Origin of the sequence: Buchnera aphidicola (Schlechtendalia chinensis), from assembly GCF_001648115.1 — a bacterium.
In the GTDB taxonomy this organism is placed as follows: Bacteria; Pseudomonadota; Gammaproteobacteria; order Enterobacterales; family Enterobacteriaceae; genus Buchnera_B; species Buchnera_B aphidicola_N.
Window position 1 is genome coordinate 412,246 of the sequence record NZ_CP011299.1, and the last position, 16,139, is coordinate 428,384.

12 protein-coding genes and 5 tRNA genes are annotated in these 16,139 nt (G+C 25.7%); 9 read left to right on the forward strand and 8 right to left on the reverse strand.

Features of this window, described 5'->3' with window-relative positions; genetic code table 11:
* Positions 1-13: 13 nt before the first annotated feature.
* Positions 14-1,462, reverse strand: a complete 1,449-nt coding sequence (tldD, locus tag XW81_RS01840; protein WP_075474254.1) for a metalloprotease TldD — start codon at positions 1,460-1,462, stop codon at positions 14-16.
* 281 nt (positions 1,463-1,743) lie between these two features.
* Between tldD and aroQ the strand changes: the two genes are divergently transcribed.
* A complete protein-coding gene (gene aroQ, locus XW81_RS01845; protein ID WP_075474255.1) occupies positions 1,744-2,199 on the forward strand; it encodes a type II 3-dehydroquinate dehydratase in 456 nt (151 codons plus the stop codon).
* A gap of 310 nt (positions 2,200-2,509) precedes the next feature.
* On the opposite strand, the gene rluD is transcribed toward aroQ, so the two are convergent.
* Positions 2,510-3,487, reverse strand: coding sequence for a 23S rRNA pseudouridine(1911/1915/1917) synthase RluD (gene rluD / locus XW81_RS01850; protein ID WP_075474256.1), 978 nt, complete (start codon positions 3,485-3,487; stop codon positions 2,510-2,512).
* 358 nt (positions 3,488-3,845) lie between these two features.
* Here rluD and alaS point away from each other — a divergent pair, with 358 nt between their 5' ends.
* The 6 genes from alaS to XW81_RS01880 all read left to right on the forward strand — a co-directional run bounded on the left by alaS (position 3,846) and on the right by XW81_RS01880 (position 9,793).
* Positions 3,846-6,488, forward strand: coding sequence for an alanine--tRNA ligase (gene alaS, locus XW81_RS01855; protein WP_075474257.1), 2,643 nt, complete (start codon positions 3,846-3,848; stop codon positions 6,486-6,488).
* Between the two features lie 160 nt (positions 6,489-6,648).
* Complete coding sequence (csrA, locus tag XW81_RS01860; protein WP_075474258.1) at positions 6,649-6,834, forward strand: carbon storage regulator CsrA; 186 nt, start codon at positions 6,649-6,651, stop codon at positions 6,832-6,834.
* A gap of 236 nt (positions 6,835-7,070) precedes the next feature.
* Positions 7,071-7,158: transfer RNA gene (locus tag XW81_RS01865), tRNA-Ser, on the forward strand.
* A gap of 16 nt (positions 7,159-7,174) precedes the next feature.
* Positions 7,175-7,248, forward strand: a tRNA-Arg gene (locus XW81_RS01870).
* Positions 7,249-7,387: 139 nt separating this feature from the next.
* Complete coding sequence (gene gshA / locus XW81_RS01875) at positions 7,388-8,926, forward strand: glutamate--cysteine ligase (RefSeq protein WP_075474259.1); 1,539 nt, start codon at positions 7,388-7,390, stop codon at positions 8,924-8,926.
* A gap of 153 nt (positions 8,927-9,079) precedes the next feature.
* Complete coding sequence (locus tag XW81_RS01880) at positions 9,080-9,793, forward strand: endonuclease (RefSeq protein WP_075474260.1); 714 nt, start codon at positions 9,080-9,082, stop codon at positions 9,791-9,793.
* A gap of 265 nt (positions 9,794-10,058) precedes the next feature.
* Here the strand turns inward: XW81_RS01880 and XW81_RS01885 are convergent, their stop codons facing one another.
* The 6 genes from XW81_RS01885 to XW81_RS01910 all read right to left on the reverse strand — a co-directional run bounded on the left by XW81_RS01885 (position 10,059) and on the right by XW81_RS01910 (position 12,254).
* Positions 10,059-10,676 (reverse strand): 5-formyltetrahydrofolate cyclo-ligase, encoded by a 618-nt coding sequence (locus tag XW81_RS01885; RefSeq protein WP_075474261.1) that lies wholly within the window; start codon positions 10,674-10,676, stop codon positions 10,059-10,061.
* A gap of 60 nt (positions 10,677-10,736) precedes the next feature.
* Positions 10,737-11,015 (reverse strand): cell division protein ZapA, encoded by a 279-nt coding sequence (zapA, locus tag XW81_RS01890; RefSeq protein ID WP_075474262.1) that lies wholly within the window; start codon positions 11,013-11,015, stop codon positions 10,737-10,739.
* Positions 11,016-11,140: 125 nt separating this feature from the next.
* A complete protein-coding gene (rpiA, locus tag XW81_RS01895) occupies positions 11,141-11,803 on the reverse strand; it encodes a ribose-5-phosphate isomerase RpiA (protein ID WP_075474263.1) in 663 nt (220 codons plus the stop codon).
* Positions 11,804-11,972: 169 nt separating this feature from the next.
* A tRNA-Gln gene (locus tag XW81_RS01900) sits at positions 11,973-12,043 on the reverse strand.
* A 28-nt stretch (positions 12,044-12,071) separates the two neighbouring features.
* Positions 12,072-12,153, reverse strand: a tRNA-Leu gene (locus XW81_RS01905).
* A gap of 27 nt (positions 12,154-12,180) precedes the next feature.
* Positions 12,181-12,254, reverse strand: a tRNA-Met gene (locus tag XW81_RS01910).
* 201 nt (positions 12,255-12,455) lie between these two features.
* Here XW81_RS01910 and glnS point away from each other — a divergent pair.
* The gene (gene glnS, locus XW81_RS01915) at positions 12,456-14,120 is read left to right on the forward strand and encodes a glutamine--tRNA ligase (protein WP_075474264.1); all 1,665 of its coding nucleotides are present in this window, start codon (positions 12,456-12,458) and stop codon (positions 14,118-14,120) included.
* A gap of 347 nt (positions 14,121-14,467) precedes the next feature.
* The gene (locus XW81_RS01920; protein WP_075474265.1) at positions 14,468-16,108 is read left to right on the forward strand and encodes a CTP synthase; all 1,641 of its coding nucleotides are present in this window, start codon (positions 14,468-14,470) and stop codon (positions 16,106-16,108) included.
* Positions 16,109-16,139 lie beyond the last annotated feature (31 nt).

The following is a 16,139-nucleotide window of genomic DNA, read 5'->3' on the forward strand; positions in this document are numbered from 1 at the left end:
ATATCTAAAAACGCTATGAAGTACCTCCTACTGTGATATTATTTAATTTTATTGTAGGTTGACCTACACCTACTGGAACATTTTGTCCATTTTTGGAGCACGTTCCAACCCCTCCATCTATTAAAAAATCGTTCCCAACCATAGAAACTCCTTGCATAATACTACTACCTGATCCAATTAACATAACATTCTTTATAGAATGAACTATTTTTCCAAATTTTATTAAATATGCTTCAGAAGTAGAAAACACAAAATTTCCTGAAGTGATATCAACTTGACCACCACTAAAATTTAGTGCATATATTCCATATTCTACACTATCAATGATATCTTTAGGTATTGAATTTCCAGAAATCATATAAGTATTAGTCATACGAGGACAAGGCAAATGAGCATACGATTCTCTTCTACCATTTCCAGTTGAATTAACACCCATTAAACGAGAATTAAATTTATCTTGAATATAACTTTTTAAAATCCCATTTTGAATTAACACATTGTATTGACTTGGAACACCTTCATCATCAATAGTCAAGGATCCTCTTTTATTTTCAATTGTTCCATCGTCTACTATAGTGCATAAAGTTGAAGCAACTTTATGACCGATTTTATTAGAAAAAATTGACGTGCCTTGCCGATTAAAGTCTCCCTCTAATCCATGTCCAACTGCTTCATGCAACAAGATACCAGGCCAACCCGGACCTAATACCACTGGAAAAGTTCCTGAAGGAGCATTTTTGGCAAATATGTTAACCAAGGCAATTCGCACTGCTTCTTGCGCATAATGTTCTACTAAAGAAACATTAGAAATGTAATTTTTTAAAAAAAAATTGTATCCATCCCTACTACCCCCCCCACTAAAACCACATTCACGTTTACCGTCGTATTCTAAAACAACATTTACTGAAAGACGAACTAAAGGTCGAATGTCTGCTGCTAAAACTCCATCTGTAGCCGCTACCAACACCTGTTCATATTCACTACTTAAAACCGCATTAACACTAATTACACGACGATCAGAAGATCTTGCAATAGAATTGACTCGATGAAGGATTTCTATTTTTTCCTGAGAACTAAAATTCATTAACGGATTTATAGAAGTATATGAAGGTTTACTAATAACTGTGGAAAAAGGTTTAACAAAAGTTAAAAACTTTTTATTTGAAATACCATTAGCTAAAGTTGAACATTTTCTTAAAGCATTCAGCGTAATGTCATTAGAATAGGACAATCCAGTACTTTCTCCGGATATAACTCTAATTCCAACTCCTTGATTAACATTAAATGTTCCTCTCTTAATAATATTGTCTTCTAATATCCATGACTCACAATTTTTAGATTGAAAATATAAATCAGAATAATCTATTTTATTTTTTGAAATATCACTTAAAATTTCATAAAGATTTTGATGAGTAATTTTATTTGAAGTTAATAAACATTCGGTAACTAAATGAAGAACCATTTACACTCACTTATTTGAAATTTAAACATGTAAAAAAACTTGACATTTATACACTAATTCGAATACATAACTAAAAAAAGTATTTTACAAATTTTACGTATCTAAACCAAAACAATATATTAATATTGTAATTAATATGTTTTGAATTCTATTCAGAAGAAGTCAAAACTTAAAAAATGTTAAATTAATTTTAATAAAAGTAATAAAAGAGTATATATACGTATATAATAATATATAATACTTTTAATTCATATATTGAAATATGTCATTAAAGTAAAAACATGAAACATCCTATTAATATCTTAATTATAAATGGTCCAAATCTTAATCTTTTAGGAGAACGAGAACCTCATATTTATGGAAAAAATACGTTAACGCATTTAATTAATAAACTAAACGATAAAGGAAAACTATTAAATGCAAAAATACATCATATACAATCTAATTCAGAAAGTACTTTAATTAATGCAATACACGACTCTAAAAAAAAAATAGATTACATAATAATAAATGCAGGTGCATTCACACATACTAGCATAGCATTACGTGATGCATTAATTGGAATAAATATACCTTTTATAGAAGTACACATTTCAAATATATATGCTCGTGAAAACTTTCGAACACATTCATGGTTATCTGACATTTCATCTGGAGTTATTTGTGGATTTGGTTTAGATGGGTATTTTTGGGCTTTAAAAACGGCTGTAAAAAGAACACAAAAAAATAAAATTTAAAAATATTAAAAAATTCAATACCAAACCATGCACTTTATTATAATAAAGTTCTGAGTATTTGAATATTAGAAAGTGCTTTTAAAAAAATATGTATAAAAAATATAATGTGTAATCATATAATATTTTTTATACTTTCAAAAAAAAGTTTAAAAAATTTTAAAAATATAAAAAAATAAAATTACATAGATTATAAATTAAAATTATCTATTCTCAGACAAAATTATGTAAACCTTTTAAATATAATTATTAATAAAAAATAAAAATTTAAGAATTGTGTGAATGTATATAAATTATATGTTAGATTTGATATCTAAAAATTATAATTAAATTGTTCGATATCATTTTTGTTTAATTGCTTTAATAAATGAAGCATATCATTTGGTAAACAACTATTCCATTTCATTTGTACTCCTGTAATTGGATGTTTTAAACATAACTTACTAGAATGTAAAGCTTGCCTAGGAAATTCTTTAACCATCTTAAATGTTTCTTTAGATATATTTTTCAAACTTTGATATTTTTTTCCATAAATTGGATCTCCTATCAATGGATAATGGATGTCCAGCATATGTACTCTAATTTGATGAGTCCGTCCTGTTTCTAATTTAACTCTTAAATGAGTATGATAAGAAAAACGTTTAATAACCCTATAATGCGTGATAGCTTTCTTTCCAGAAGTACTAACAGTCATAATAGTTCGTCGAGTTGGATGTCTTGCAATAGGTCGTATGATAGTACCTCCTGAAATCATTCGTCCATGAACAACAGTTTCATATTGTCGAATAATTTTTCTAGATCGCATTAGTTCAATTAAAGCATTATAAGAAATAATGTTTTTCCCAATTATCATTAATCCAGTAGTATTCTTGTCAAGTCTATGTACAATTCCAGAACGCGGAATGTGCATAAAGCTACTATTTCTATATAACAATGCATTTAATAAAGTACCGCACTTATTTCCTGCTCCAGGATGAACAACTAAATTAGTTTGCTTATCGATTACTAAAATATCTTTGTCTTCATAGACAATGCACAAAGAGATATTTTGAGGACTATCAAAATTATTGCTTTCATTCACTATACTAACAATGATTTTATCTCCATACGAAACGTACATGTTAGGCTTATCAAAAATTTTACCATTTACATTAACTCTAAAATTTACAATCCATTTTTTAATACAAGTTCTAGAATATTGAGAGAATAACTTAGATAAAACTTTATCTAATCGAGTTTTTTTTGAAAACGTGTTCGAAACAATCACTGTAAATTTCTTAAAATTAATCATAAAACATTCCAAAAAAATGAAAAAATTAAAATGTAAAACTGAAAATTGATTTAATATAATGAAATTGAAAAATAATTCGTAATATTCAAAAAAGCAATGTTATGACTATAAATTGATTAGTATATAATACTACAACATTTTAAAATATTTTAAAAAAATATTTTTAATATTTTACACATGAACAGAAACTTTTTAAAAAGAGTTTTAATCTATAAAATATTGATGCATAAGAATACATTTTAATTAAAGAGTATTTGTATAAAATGTTTATAAAAGTTTTCAAATACCATGATATCAAAAATTTTTGTATTAAGTGTAAACTACAATCACTTTTGAAAAAAAGTCTATATCAAAAAACATGAAAAAAACAACTGATGAAATTAGAGAAATGTTTTTGTGTTTTTTTAAAGAAAAAAAACACATTATCCTTCCAGGAAGCTCATTAATTCCAGAAAACGATTCTTCGTTACTATTTACCAATTCTGGAATGAATCAATTTAAAAAATTATTTTTAGAAAAAACAGTTAATCCTCAATATACCCGAGTAACAACAACTCAAAATTGCTTACGAACAGGAGGAAAACATAATGATTTCAAAAATGTAGGATATACATCTAAACATCATACATTATTCGAAATGTTAGGAAATTTTAGTTTTGGAGATTATTTTAAAAAAGAAGCGATTATATACGCATGGGAGTTTCTCACATCTAAGATATGGTTAAATTTACCTAAAAAAAATTTATGGGTCACTATTTATGAGCATGATTTAGAATCGTATAATATATGGAAAAACATTATTAAAATTGAGAAAGAAAAAATTATTAAAATAGGAAACAAAAACAAACAAAAATACACTTCAGAAAACTTTTGGCAAATGAGTGATACAGGTCCATGTGGTCCTTCTACAGAAATATTTTATGATAAAGGAAATAATCTTTTTGGAAAACCTCCTGGAAATAATTCAAACAACGGAATACGATTTATTGAAATTTGGAACATTGTGTTTATGCAATTCAATAAATTAAATAATGGAAATATTGTAAAATTATCTAGACATGCAATTGATACAGGAATGGGATTAGAACGCGTTGCAGCAATTATGCAAAATGTAACATCTAATTATGAAATCGATTTGTTTCAACCAACAATTAATTTAATCGTGAAAATGAGTCAAACAAATAATTTAAATAACATACACATCAACATTATTGCAGATCATATCCGATCCAGTTCCTTCATCATATCTGAAAATATTGTTCCATCCAATGAAAAACATGGATATGTTCTTAGAAGAATTATTAGAAGAGCAATACAACATGGACACAAACTTGGAATAAAAAGCTTATTTTTACATAAACTTGTTCCTACTCTAATAAACTCAATGGGAATATATAAACCTATATTAGAAAAAAAACAAAAACAAATTGAAAGTATATTACAATTAGAAGAAAGTAAATTTATTAATACTCTTGAAAAAGGTTTAAAACTATTAGAGATAGAAATATCAAAACTTAAGAACAACGTTCTTAAAGGAGAAATAGCGTTTAAACTATACGATACGTTCGGTTTTCCAATAGATTTAACTACAGAAATATGTCACGAAAAAAAAATTTCTGTAGATATGTTAGAATTTAAAAAAAATTTAAAAAACCAGAAAAAAAAAGCAAAAAAAGCACAATTTTTTATAAATGATACGGGAATTACAATTCCAAGGAAAAATAGTATATCATCTAACTTTATAGGATATAATATTAAAACATCAAAATCCTCTATTACCAATATCATTTTTGACAACACATATTTGCAAACTGTTCCAAAAGATAAACATAAAAAAGGAATGCTAATTTTAGATAATACTCCATTTTACCCAGAACTTGGAGGTCAAATAGGAGATATTGGGGAAATTTATAATACTAATGGAATATTTGCTGTTTATGATACCCAAAAGTTTGGAGACGTTATTGGACATATAGGAAAATTGATATCAGGAAATCTTAGTATTAACGATATAGTTCACGCAACGATTGATTCTGGACGAAGATCAATGATTCAATCTAACCATTCTGCTACTCATTTATTAAATTCATCATTAAGAAACATATTAGGAAATCATATTTTTCAAAAAGGATCCTATATCACAAATCAATTTTTACGATTTGATTTTTCTCACCATTCTTCTATCAATTTACAAAATATACAAAAAATTGAAAGCGTAGTTAATGAAAAGATAAACCAAAATATTTTAGTAAAAACAGAAATTATGGAATTTAAAGAGGCGAAAAACAAAAACATCATAGCTATATTTCAAGAAAAATATGGTGAAAAAGTGCGTGTATTATCTATCGACAATTTTTCTATTGAACTATGTTGTGGTACTCATGTCAAAAGAACTGGAGACATTGGTTTATTCAAAATTATTTCTGAAAAAAGCGTATCATCTGGAATTAGAAGAATCGAAGCAGTAACTGGAAAAATAGCTATATCTATTATTCATAAAAAAGAAAATGAACTAGAAGATATTGCTACAATTCTCAAAACAAAAAGCAAAAATGTTAAAGATAATATTCAAAAAATCATTTCAAAAAATAAAGAATTAGAACAAAAATTAAAAAATTTATACACAAAAGAAAACCGCAAATTAGTCAATAAACTTGCAAATAATTGCGTTATTGTTAAGAATGTCAACGTTATTATGCAAACGTTTAGTAATAAAGATTCTAAAACTCTAAGAAATATAATAGATCAACTTAAAAACAAGTTAAAATCAGCTATTATTATATTAGTAAATATTTTTGAGGACCATGCAATATTTATCATAGGAATTACTTCTAACGTATCAAAAAAAATTTCTGCTTCCAAATTACTAAATATATTTTTGAAAAAATTAAATGGAAAGGGAGGAGGAAAAGATGTTATTGCTGAAGGTAGCGTAAAAAATTTAATCGCATTAAGGGAAGAAATTACTAATATAAAAAATTGGATAAGTTCTAATTTATGAAAAGTATCTCTAATTAATGATATTTAAATACATATAAATATTAAGAAAATAAACTTACAAAAATACAAAGTATTAAAATTTATGTTTAGCCTAGAATTAGGAATGCTACCAATGATTTTTAGATAAATCTAAACTCTTTTTAAAGTTTTAAGGAAAATACATGCTTATTTTAACTCGTCGAGTAGGCGAAACACTGATAATTGGTGATGAGATATCTGTAACAGTATTAGGTGTAAAAGGAAATCAGGTACGTATTGGCGTAAATGCTCCTAAAAAAATTTCAGTACATCGTGAAGAAATATATCAAAGAATTCAAGCTGAAAAAAACCAAAAACCTAGCTGCTAAACATGTCAGCATCTTGCTATTTCTTTTCAGCGAGATGCTGTAAATATTGGCTTTTACCACTTTATTTCATAATTTTATATAAATACTAAGAACTATTTTTACAGTTTAAATAGTTCTTAGTATTTATATAAAATTACTATACAATGTAAAATCAATATGATAATCTGACTTAAATCAAAGTATAAATTATGAACTTTTTTAAAAAAAAAATGTTAAAATAAGTAATATATACTTCAGGTGAGATGGCCGAGTGGTTGAAGGCACTCCCCTGCTAAGGGAGTATGCGATGTTCTCGCATCGAGGGTTCAAATCCCTCTCTCACCAATTAAAACTGTAATCAGCATCCGTAGCTCAGTTGGATAGAGTACTCGGCTACGAACCGAGAGGTCGGAGGTTCAAATCCTTCCGGATGCATATACAAAAATAAAAATTATATACCCATCTAAAACCATTCAGTATATATATTCTAAGTTTAAAAAAATTTATAGCATTCTAATATCAATATTACGATCATACATACTTAACATTACTAACATTTATAAAAGAGGTTAATTTGATTCCGAAGATATTTCAAAAAATTCATTGGTTAAAATCTAATCCAAATATCGTAAAAAATATATTAAGAGGAATTGAAAGAGAAACTTTGCGTGTAAACTTAAAAGGAGAAATTTCTAAAAACAGTCATCCTTATTCTATAGGATCAGCGTTAACTAACAAATGGATTACTACCGATTTTTCTGAATCACTATTAGAATTTATTACTCCTCCCAAAAATAATTTAAACTCCACGCTAAAAATTCTGAAGGATATTCACATATTTGTTACGAAAAGAATACAAAAAGAATATTTATGGCCATTTAGTTTTCCTCCATTTTCAAATTCTGAAGACTCTATAATTTTAGCAAACTATGGTACATCTAATATTGGAAAAATGAAAACACTATACAGAAAAGGACTAAAACATAGATATGGTGTATATATGAACATCATTTCTGGAGTACACTATAATTTTTCATTACCTCAAGAATTTTGGAACGAATGGATTAATAATAAAAATATTAAAAAAAATTCCATTTCTAATGGATATTTATGCTTAATTAGAAACTTTTATCGTTTCGGATGGATCATTTCATATTTATTTGGCGCATCTCCAGCTATTGAACCTTTTTTTATCAAAAATAAAAAGAACAATTTAAAATTTTGCAATAAAAATGGGATGTTATATTTACCATGGTCAACTTCTCTAAGATCAAGTAAACTCGGCCATACAAATGAATCAATTAAAAATTTAAAATTAACATTTAATTCTTTAAATGATTACGTATTATCTTTGAAATATGGTATAAACACACCCTCAAAAAAATTTGAAAAATTAGGACTTAAAGATATTTATGGTAATCTAAAACAAATAAATACTAATATTCTTCAAACAGAAAATGAATTATATACCTTTATTCGTCCTAAAAGAGCGTTATCTTCTAATGAAAATATGTTAGATTCGTTAAAAACTAAAGGGATTCAATATGTGGAAATACGATCTTTAGACATCAATCCTTTCTCATGCATCGGAATTACAAAAAGTCAAATATTATTTTTAGATTTATTCTTAATTTGGTGCACCATTGCTAATTCTCCTAAAATGACTGATCAAGATTTTCAATACTGTTTAAAAAACTGGGAAATTATTCATCTAAAAGGTAGAAAACCACAACAAAAAATATATATTAATACTTACAATCAAAGAAAAATGCTAGAATCAATTGGAAAACAATTAATAGAAAACTTATTTCAAATAGCAGAAATTTTAGACATTTTATCAAAAAAACATTATTACAAAGAAATTTGTCAAAAAATGTTTATATGTTTTGATCATACAGATCACACTTATTCTGAAAGAATTTTAAACAAATATATAAATGATAGTATAAAAAATGTAGGTATGAAGTTAGCAGTTAAAAATAAAAAAAAATTAAAAAATGAAATATTTAAAAAAATAAAAGAAAATGATTTTATAAATGAAGTAAATCGTTCTCATATTATGCAACTTGAAATAGAATACAATGAAAAACACAAATATAAAAACATCATTTAGTAGAACGAATAAATTTACAAAACATTATATATAAAAAATATAAAACATATTTTCCGAAAATAAAATATACAATTATTTTATTTATATTTTTAATAATATTGTAAAATTAAACATATTTTGCTAAAATTTTAATTTTATTTCTGTCAAATTAAAATGTTTACTAAAGCTCTTTTCATATTAATCTTCTTACTAATATCAATTTCTGTAACTAGTAACAAAATTCAAAAACATCATTATAAAAACTTTCGTCAAATTAAAATTTTAGCACAAAAAATTCATATAAATGCACCAAGTTCTTTTTATTGTGGATGTAAAATACTATGGACTAAGAAGAAAGGAATACCTCAATTAAAATCATGCGGTTACAAAATTCGAAAAAATAAAAATAGAGCAAATAGAATAGAATGGGAACATGTAGTGCCAGCTTGGCAATTTGGACATTTAAAAAAATGCTGGAAAAACGGTGGAAGAAAGAATTGTAATCACGATGAAAATTATGAAAAAATAGAAACAGATCTTCATAATTTACAACCTGTAATTGGAGAAGTTAATGCAGATCGCAGTAATTTTATGTATGGAGAATTAAATAATTCTAATAAACATCAATATGGACAGTGTTCTATGAAAATTGATTTTCAAAAAAAAATTGCCGAACCTCCAAATATTTCTAAGGGTGCTATTGCTAGAACTTATCTATATATGAATAATACGTACAAGTTAAATATTTCAGAAGATCAAAAAAAATTATTTGAAGAATGGAATAAAAAATATCCAATTAGTGATTGGGAATGCAAAAGAGATAAATTAATTTTTAAAATTCAAGGAAATCATAACTCTTACATAAACTCCTACTGCTTTAAAAGATAGAATAATATTCTAAAATTTTCAATAAAAATTATCTTTAAAAATATTCCAATAAATTTGTTAAATGTAATGAAAGATTTTTTTAAAAAAATACTCTCATTACTGCATACAATTAAAATTACTAAAAATTCTGAATTCTACTGTTTAAACTAAAAAAATCTAAAAAAATAGCTAACAGTACTAGAAACTAAAGAACATAAGTAAATCAATATCGTATATTATAAAAATTGTACCATTTCAATAAACATAAAAAATTTTTTAAAACAGTTTATGCTCTATTAATATTCCAACTCCATAACTTATCAGGAGTAACAATTTTTAATAATGGAACTTCCCAATAGGAAGGAATAATTTCATTTGACAATTGAAAACTATATGCTAATCCAATTGGAACAAATTCTTCTTTTTTCCAATTTTTTAAAATTCTATCGTAAAATCCACCACCCATCCCTAAGCGATAACCATTTTTATTAAAGGCAACTAAAGGAACAATAATAACATCCATATCTTTTTTAGAAAACAAAACATCTTTTTTTTTATCAATTTCTGGTTCGATAATATTGAATTTGTTAAACTTTACAATCGTATCAGGAAAATATGGTACAAACATCAATATTTTTTCCAAGTAAGAATGAATAATTGGTAAAAAAACGTTATAATTTTTACGCCACAACTTTAAAATTAATGGACTAGTATCAATTTCTCCATCAAAAGACATAAATATTGCAACATTTTTAGAGGATAACAATTCATTGCAATTAAAAGCTATATCAGATGCTCTATCAGAAAATTCTTTTCGATCTTCTATATTTAATTTTTTTCTCATATTCCTAAAATATTGTCTTTGAAAATAGCGACTCTTATTAATCATATATTGTAATTCCATAAAATTAAAAAAATATGTTGTAATATCTTATCAACATATAAAAATTAACTATATTTAAATTCAAATAATTTTGTGCTTTTTTAATTTAGAAATCATGTTATTTGACCTTACAATAATATTTTTAATTTTTATTTTTTCTTTTTCTAATTCATAAGAAATGTTTAATGCCGTTACTAAAACCAATTGTTCTATGTTAGAAACACCAGTTTTAACTTTTAAATCCTGTAATCTCTTATTTAAATAGTTAGCTGCAACTTTTAAATCATTTCTTAACTCATTAGGACAATTAACTTTTAAAAATTGACCAAAAATTTTTATATCTATGCATTGAACAGACATTTTTTATACTACCTAATACAAATAATTAATTCTCTGTTTAAAAAACTATTTTCCCCAAAAACGCTATACAATTAACAATATAGGATAAACATTATTAAAATATTTTTACAATTATTTCAATTGAACTAATTTCTAGTAATTTTTTTTATACCAGATGCTGTACTAATCAATGCAACATCTGCTTTACGAATTGCAAATAATCCTACACTTACTACTCCAGGAAAAGAATTTATCTTTTTTTCCATTGCAATTGGATCTGATATTTTAAAGTTGTAAATGTCAATAATAATATTTCCATTATCTGTTATAACATTTTTCCTAACTTTAGGTTTTCCTCCTAACATCTTTAATTTATTAAGTACACAAGAAGTAGCCATGGGTATAATTTCAACCGGTAACGGAAATTCTCCCAATACTTGTACCAACTTTGATTCGTCTGCAATACAAATAAACTCTTTAGCTACAGAAGCTATAATCTTTTCGTTTGTTAATGCTGCACCTCCTCCTTTGATCATTTGTAATTTAAAGTTAATTTCATCTGCGCTATCAATGTATAATGTTAATGATTTCATATCATTTAAATTATAAACAGGAATTCCATACTTCTTTAAAAAAAAAGTTGAAGAATTAGAACTCGATATAGCTCCACGAATTAAATTTTTAACCGTACTTAATGCTTTAATAAAATAATATACGGTCGATCCTGTTCCAATTCCAATAATCTCTCCAGGATGAATATAGTCCAATACAGCCATTGCGACAGATTTCTTTAATTCATTGGAATTCATAGAATAATACCTATTCTAAACTTAATTATTTAGAAAAATTTGATTTACTTTGAATTCTAATAACTATATATTTTTTTAATCAAAATAAAATATCTAAATAGATAAGAAATATAATTTTAATTTTTATAATGAAACTTAAACTACTTTTAAAATTCTTTATATGTTCAATCTGGGGTACCTGGATTTGAACCAGGGATGCCGGTATCAAAAACCGGTGCCTTACCACTTGGCTATACCCCAAAACATAACATTTTTAAATTTTTGTTAATGCGGAAAGCGAGACTCGAACTCGCAAACTTTACAGTGCCAGAACCTAAATCTGGTGCGTCTACCAATTTCGCCACTTCCGCATTAAAAAATTATTTTACAAGTAAAAATAGCTACGACAGGAATTGAACCTGTGACCTCAGCGTTATGAGTGCTGTGCTCTATCCAACTGAGCTACGTAGCCAAAAATATAAAAATTTTTTATACTTTAAATTATGCTGTGTTATAATAATAATGTCAACAATGATCTTAAACAAATTGAATTTTTAAAATTCAATTTTTTAAAAAACAATATTTATTACATTAAAATAACATCAAGAAATAGTACTACATTTTTCTATTCTAGTCTTGTTTATTGTTTAAGATTATGTTTATAGGAAATATAATGAATAACGAAAATCAAAAAAATCAAAACTTTATAAAAAAAATAATTTTAAAAGATATAAAAAATAAAAGAGTAAAAACTGTAAGAACGAGATTTCCTCCCGAACCCAACGGATACTTACATATAGGTCATGCAAAATCTATATTTTTAAATTTTTTTTTAGCTAAACAATTTAATGGAACATTTAATCTCCGATTTGATGATACTAATCCAAAAAAAGAAAATGCACATTATATTAAAAATATTATAAAAGACGTAAAATGGTTACAATGCAATTTAGAAAACAATATTTTTTATACTTCTTCTTATTTTGAAATTATCTACAAATATGCAAAAGAGCTTATAAAAAAAGGATTAGCTTATGTCGACCAATTAACTAAGGAAGAAATTCGAATATATAGAGGAACATTAACATCTCCTGGAATTAACAGTCCATATCGAAAGCAAACCGTAAAAGAAAACTTACTATTATTTAAAAAAATGAAACATGGGCATTTTTCAGAAGGAGATGCATGTTTAAGAGCCAAAATCGATATGAAGTCACCATTCATTGTGCTAAGAGATCCCGTATTATATAGAATTTTATTCTCAGAACATCATCAAACTAAAAATAAATGGTGTATATATCCTACATACGACTTTGCACATTGTATTTCTGATTCTTTAGAAAAAATAACACATTCTATATGCACACTAGAATTTCAAGACAACCGTAAATTGTATGAATGGATTTTAAAAAATATTAGTATTTCTCATCGCGCACATCAATACGAATTTTCTAAATTAAAATTAGAATATTGCGTATTATCTAAAAGAAAACTTAAGCATTTAGTAACTAATAAAATTGTATCCGGATGGGATGATCCTAGAATACCAACAATATCTGGACTAAAAAAAAGAGGGTATACTTCATCTTCCATAAGAACATTTTGTGAAAAAATAGGAGTTACAAAACAAAATCATATAATAGAGTTATCATTATTAGAATCTTGTATTAGAAATGATTTAAACTTAAACACTTCACGCTATATGGCAATAATAAATCCTATAAAAGTATACATTTCTAATTTAGAAGACAACTATAGTGAAATTTTAACTGTACCTAATCATCCTAATATTAGCTCAATGGGAACACATACAACTATCTTTAGTAATACGATATATATTGATCGCTATGATTTTTGTGAAAATAGAACTCAATTTAAAAAAAAATTAAAAATTGGAAACGAAATTAGATTACGACATGCATATACTATTATCGCAAAAAAGATTATCAAAGATAATAATGATAATATTACTGAAATTATTTGTACATATGATAAAAATACGTTAGGAAAAAATCCTATAAATAAAAAAGTTTCAGGAGTTATTCATTGGATTGCAAAAAAAAATGCGATACCAGCTAAATTTAACTTATACGAAAAATTATTTATATTAAAAGATCCTGAATCTAAAGAAGATTTTTTAAAATATATAAATAAAAATTCATTAATTATTAAACATGGCTTTATTGAATCTAGTATTCTTAATAACATTTCTGAAAAAACATACCAATTTGAAAGAGAAGGATATTTTTGCGTTGAAAAAAACTGTGATTCTAAACAAAAATTAACGTTCAACAGAATAGTGAAATTAAAAAAAAATTTTAAAAATCTTAATAAATAAATCTCTAAAAATTTGCATCTTATCAAAAAACTAAATTAACATGTTAAAATTTTTATTAACCATATTTTAAACAATTTTTCATTAATATAAACAATTTTATTACAAAAAAAATTTCAAATATTACTATTAACTCATATTGAAATTCTAAAATCTATTTTAAAAATATCACATAAATATAAAAATTTAAAAACAATAAATGCCATCATATTGTAATACTCAATAAATATATTTTAATTACAATACTATGCACAATCCACTCAAAAAACAATTTAATATAACGTTAAAATTATATTATTGTTTTATTTTTAATAATCTCATTTAATACAATATTTTAATTTTGGTTGGACATGACAACACATTATGTTTTTATAACTGGAGGTGTAGTATCATCTCTTGGAAAAGGTATCACAACAGCTTCTTTAGCTGCAATTCTTGAAGCACGAAAACTCAACGTAACTATTATAAAGTTAGATCCATATATCAACATAGACCCAGGAACTATGAGCCCTATACAACATGGTGAAGTCTTTGTTACCGAAGATGGAGCAGAAACTGATTTAGATTTAGGACACTATGAAAGATTTATTAGAAATAAAATGACTCGAAAAAATAATTTTACTACAGGTAGTATTTATGCCGAAGTACTTAAAAAAGAAAGAAATGGAGATTATCTTGGATCTACTATTCAAGTTATTCCACATATTACTAATGCTATTAAAAATAGAATTTTATCATGCGGTAGAAATAAAGATATTATTTTCGTTGAAATTGGAGGAACTGTCGGAGATATAGAATCTCTTCCTTTTCTAGAAGCAATTCGTCAAATGGCCGTCGATTTAGGAAAAAGAAACACTATATATATTCACTTAACTTTAGTACCATATATATCCGTAACAGGAGAAATAAAAACTAAACCAACACAACATTCAGTAAAAGAACTATTATCAATTGGTATACAACCAGATATATTGATCTGTCGATCAAAAAAAACAATATCTATTTCTGAACGTAAAAAGATTGCTTTATTTTGTAACGTATCAGAAAAATCAGTCATTTCTTTAAAAGACGTTAAATCTATTTATACTATTCCTAAGCTATTAAGTATGCAAAAAGTAGATAATATAATTTGTAAACATTTTAAAATTTTTGCTCCCAAAGCTAATTTATCAGAATGGGACCAAGTTGTATACAACGAACGCAACTCTAAAACAGAAGTAACAATTGGAATTGTTGGAAAATACGTCGAATTACCAGATTCTTATAAATCTGTTATAGAAGCATTGAAACATGCTGGATTGAAAAATCGTGTAATTATCAAAATAAAGTTAATCGACTCCAGAAATGTCAACATATTAAACTTAAATGCTTTCGAACTCCTTCATGGAATTTTAATTCCCGGTGGATTTGGAAAAAATGGTATTAACGGGAAAATAATATCTGTACAATACGCTAGAGAAAAAAACATTCCATTTTTTGGAATTTGTTTAGGTATGCAAATTGCATTAATAGAGTTTGCTAGAAATGTTGTTGGATTAAGAGAAGCTAATTCTACAGAATTTTGTCCAAAATGCAAATACCCCGTAATTTCATTAATTCAGGAGCAAGGAAAAACATCAAAAAGACAAAAAGTAAAAAATAATTTTCAAGGTACTATGAGATTAGGCAGTCAAATATGTCATTTAAAGAAAAATAGTTTGTGTAAAAAAATATATGGAACTGATATTATATTAGAAAGACATAGACATAGATATGAAGTAAACAACTATTTTTTAAAAAAAATAGAAAAACATGGATTATTTGTCACAGGAATATCTGAAAATAAAGCATTAGTTGAAATAATTGAATTATCAAACCACATATGGTTTCTTGCATGCCAATTTCATCCAGAATTTACATCAACACCTAGAGATGGACACCCACTATTCTCCAGTTTTATTAAGGCAGCTTTAAAATACAAAAATGAATGTAACACAAATTATCAAACTTAAAGTACGCTATTTAACTTCTAAAAAATATATT

Excerpts from the sequence above, each read along its gene's own strand:
- rpiA (WP_075474263.1), bottom strand. The coding sequence starts at position 11,803 with ATGAATTCCAATGAATTAAAGAAATCTGTCGCAATGGCTGTATTGGAC.
- XW81_RS01880 (WP_075474260.1), top strand. The coding sequence starts at position 9,080 with ATGTTTACTAAAGCTCTTTTCATATTAATCTTCTTACTAATATCAATT.
- rluD (WP_075474256.1), bottom strand. The coding sequence starts at position 3,487 with ATGATTAATTTTAAGAAATTTACAGTGATTGTTTCGAACACGTTTTCA.
- XW81_RS01885 (WP_075474261.1), bottom strand. The coding sequence starts at position 10,676 with ATGGAATTACAATATATGATTAATAAGAGTCGCTATTTTCAAAGACAA.
- alaS (WP_075474257.1), top strand. The coding sequence starts at position 3,846 with ATGAAAAAAACAACTGATGAAATTAGAGAAATGTTTTTGTGTTTTTTT.
- zapA (WP_075474262.1), bottom strand. The coding sequence starts at position 11,015 with ATGTCTGTTCAATGCATAGATATAAAAATTTTTGGTCAATTTTTAAAA.
- csrA (WP_075474258.1), top strand. The coding sequence starts at position 6,649 with ATGCTTATTTTAACTCGTCGAGTAGGCGAAACACTGATAATTGGTGAT.
- glnS (WP_075474264.1), top strand. The coding sequence starts at position 12,456 with ATGAATAACGAAAATCAAAAAAATCAAAACTTTATAAAAAAAATAATT.
- aroQ (WP_075474255.1), top strand. The coding sequence starts at position 1,744 with ATGAAACATCCTATTAATATCTTAATTATAAATGGTCCAAATCTTAAT.
- XW81_RS01920 (WP_075474265.1), top strand. The coding sequence starts at position 14,468 with ATGACAACACATTATGTTTTTATAACTGGAGGTGTAGTATCATCTCTT.
- tldD (WP_075474254.1), bottom strand. The coding sequence starts at position 1,462 with ATGGTTCTTCATTTAGTTACCGAATGTTTATTAACTTCAAATAAAATT.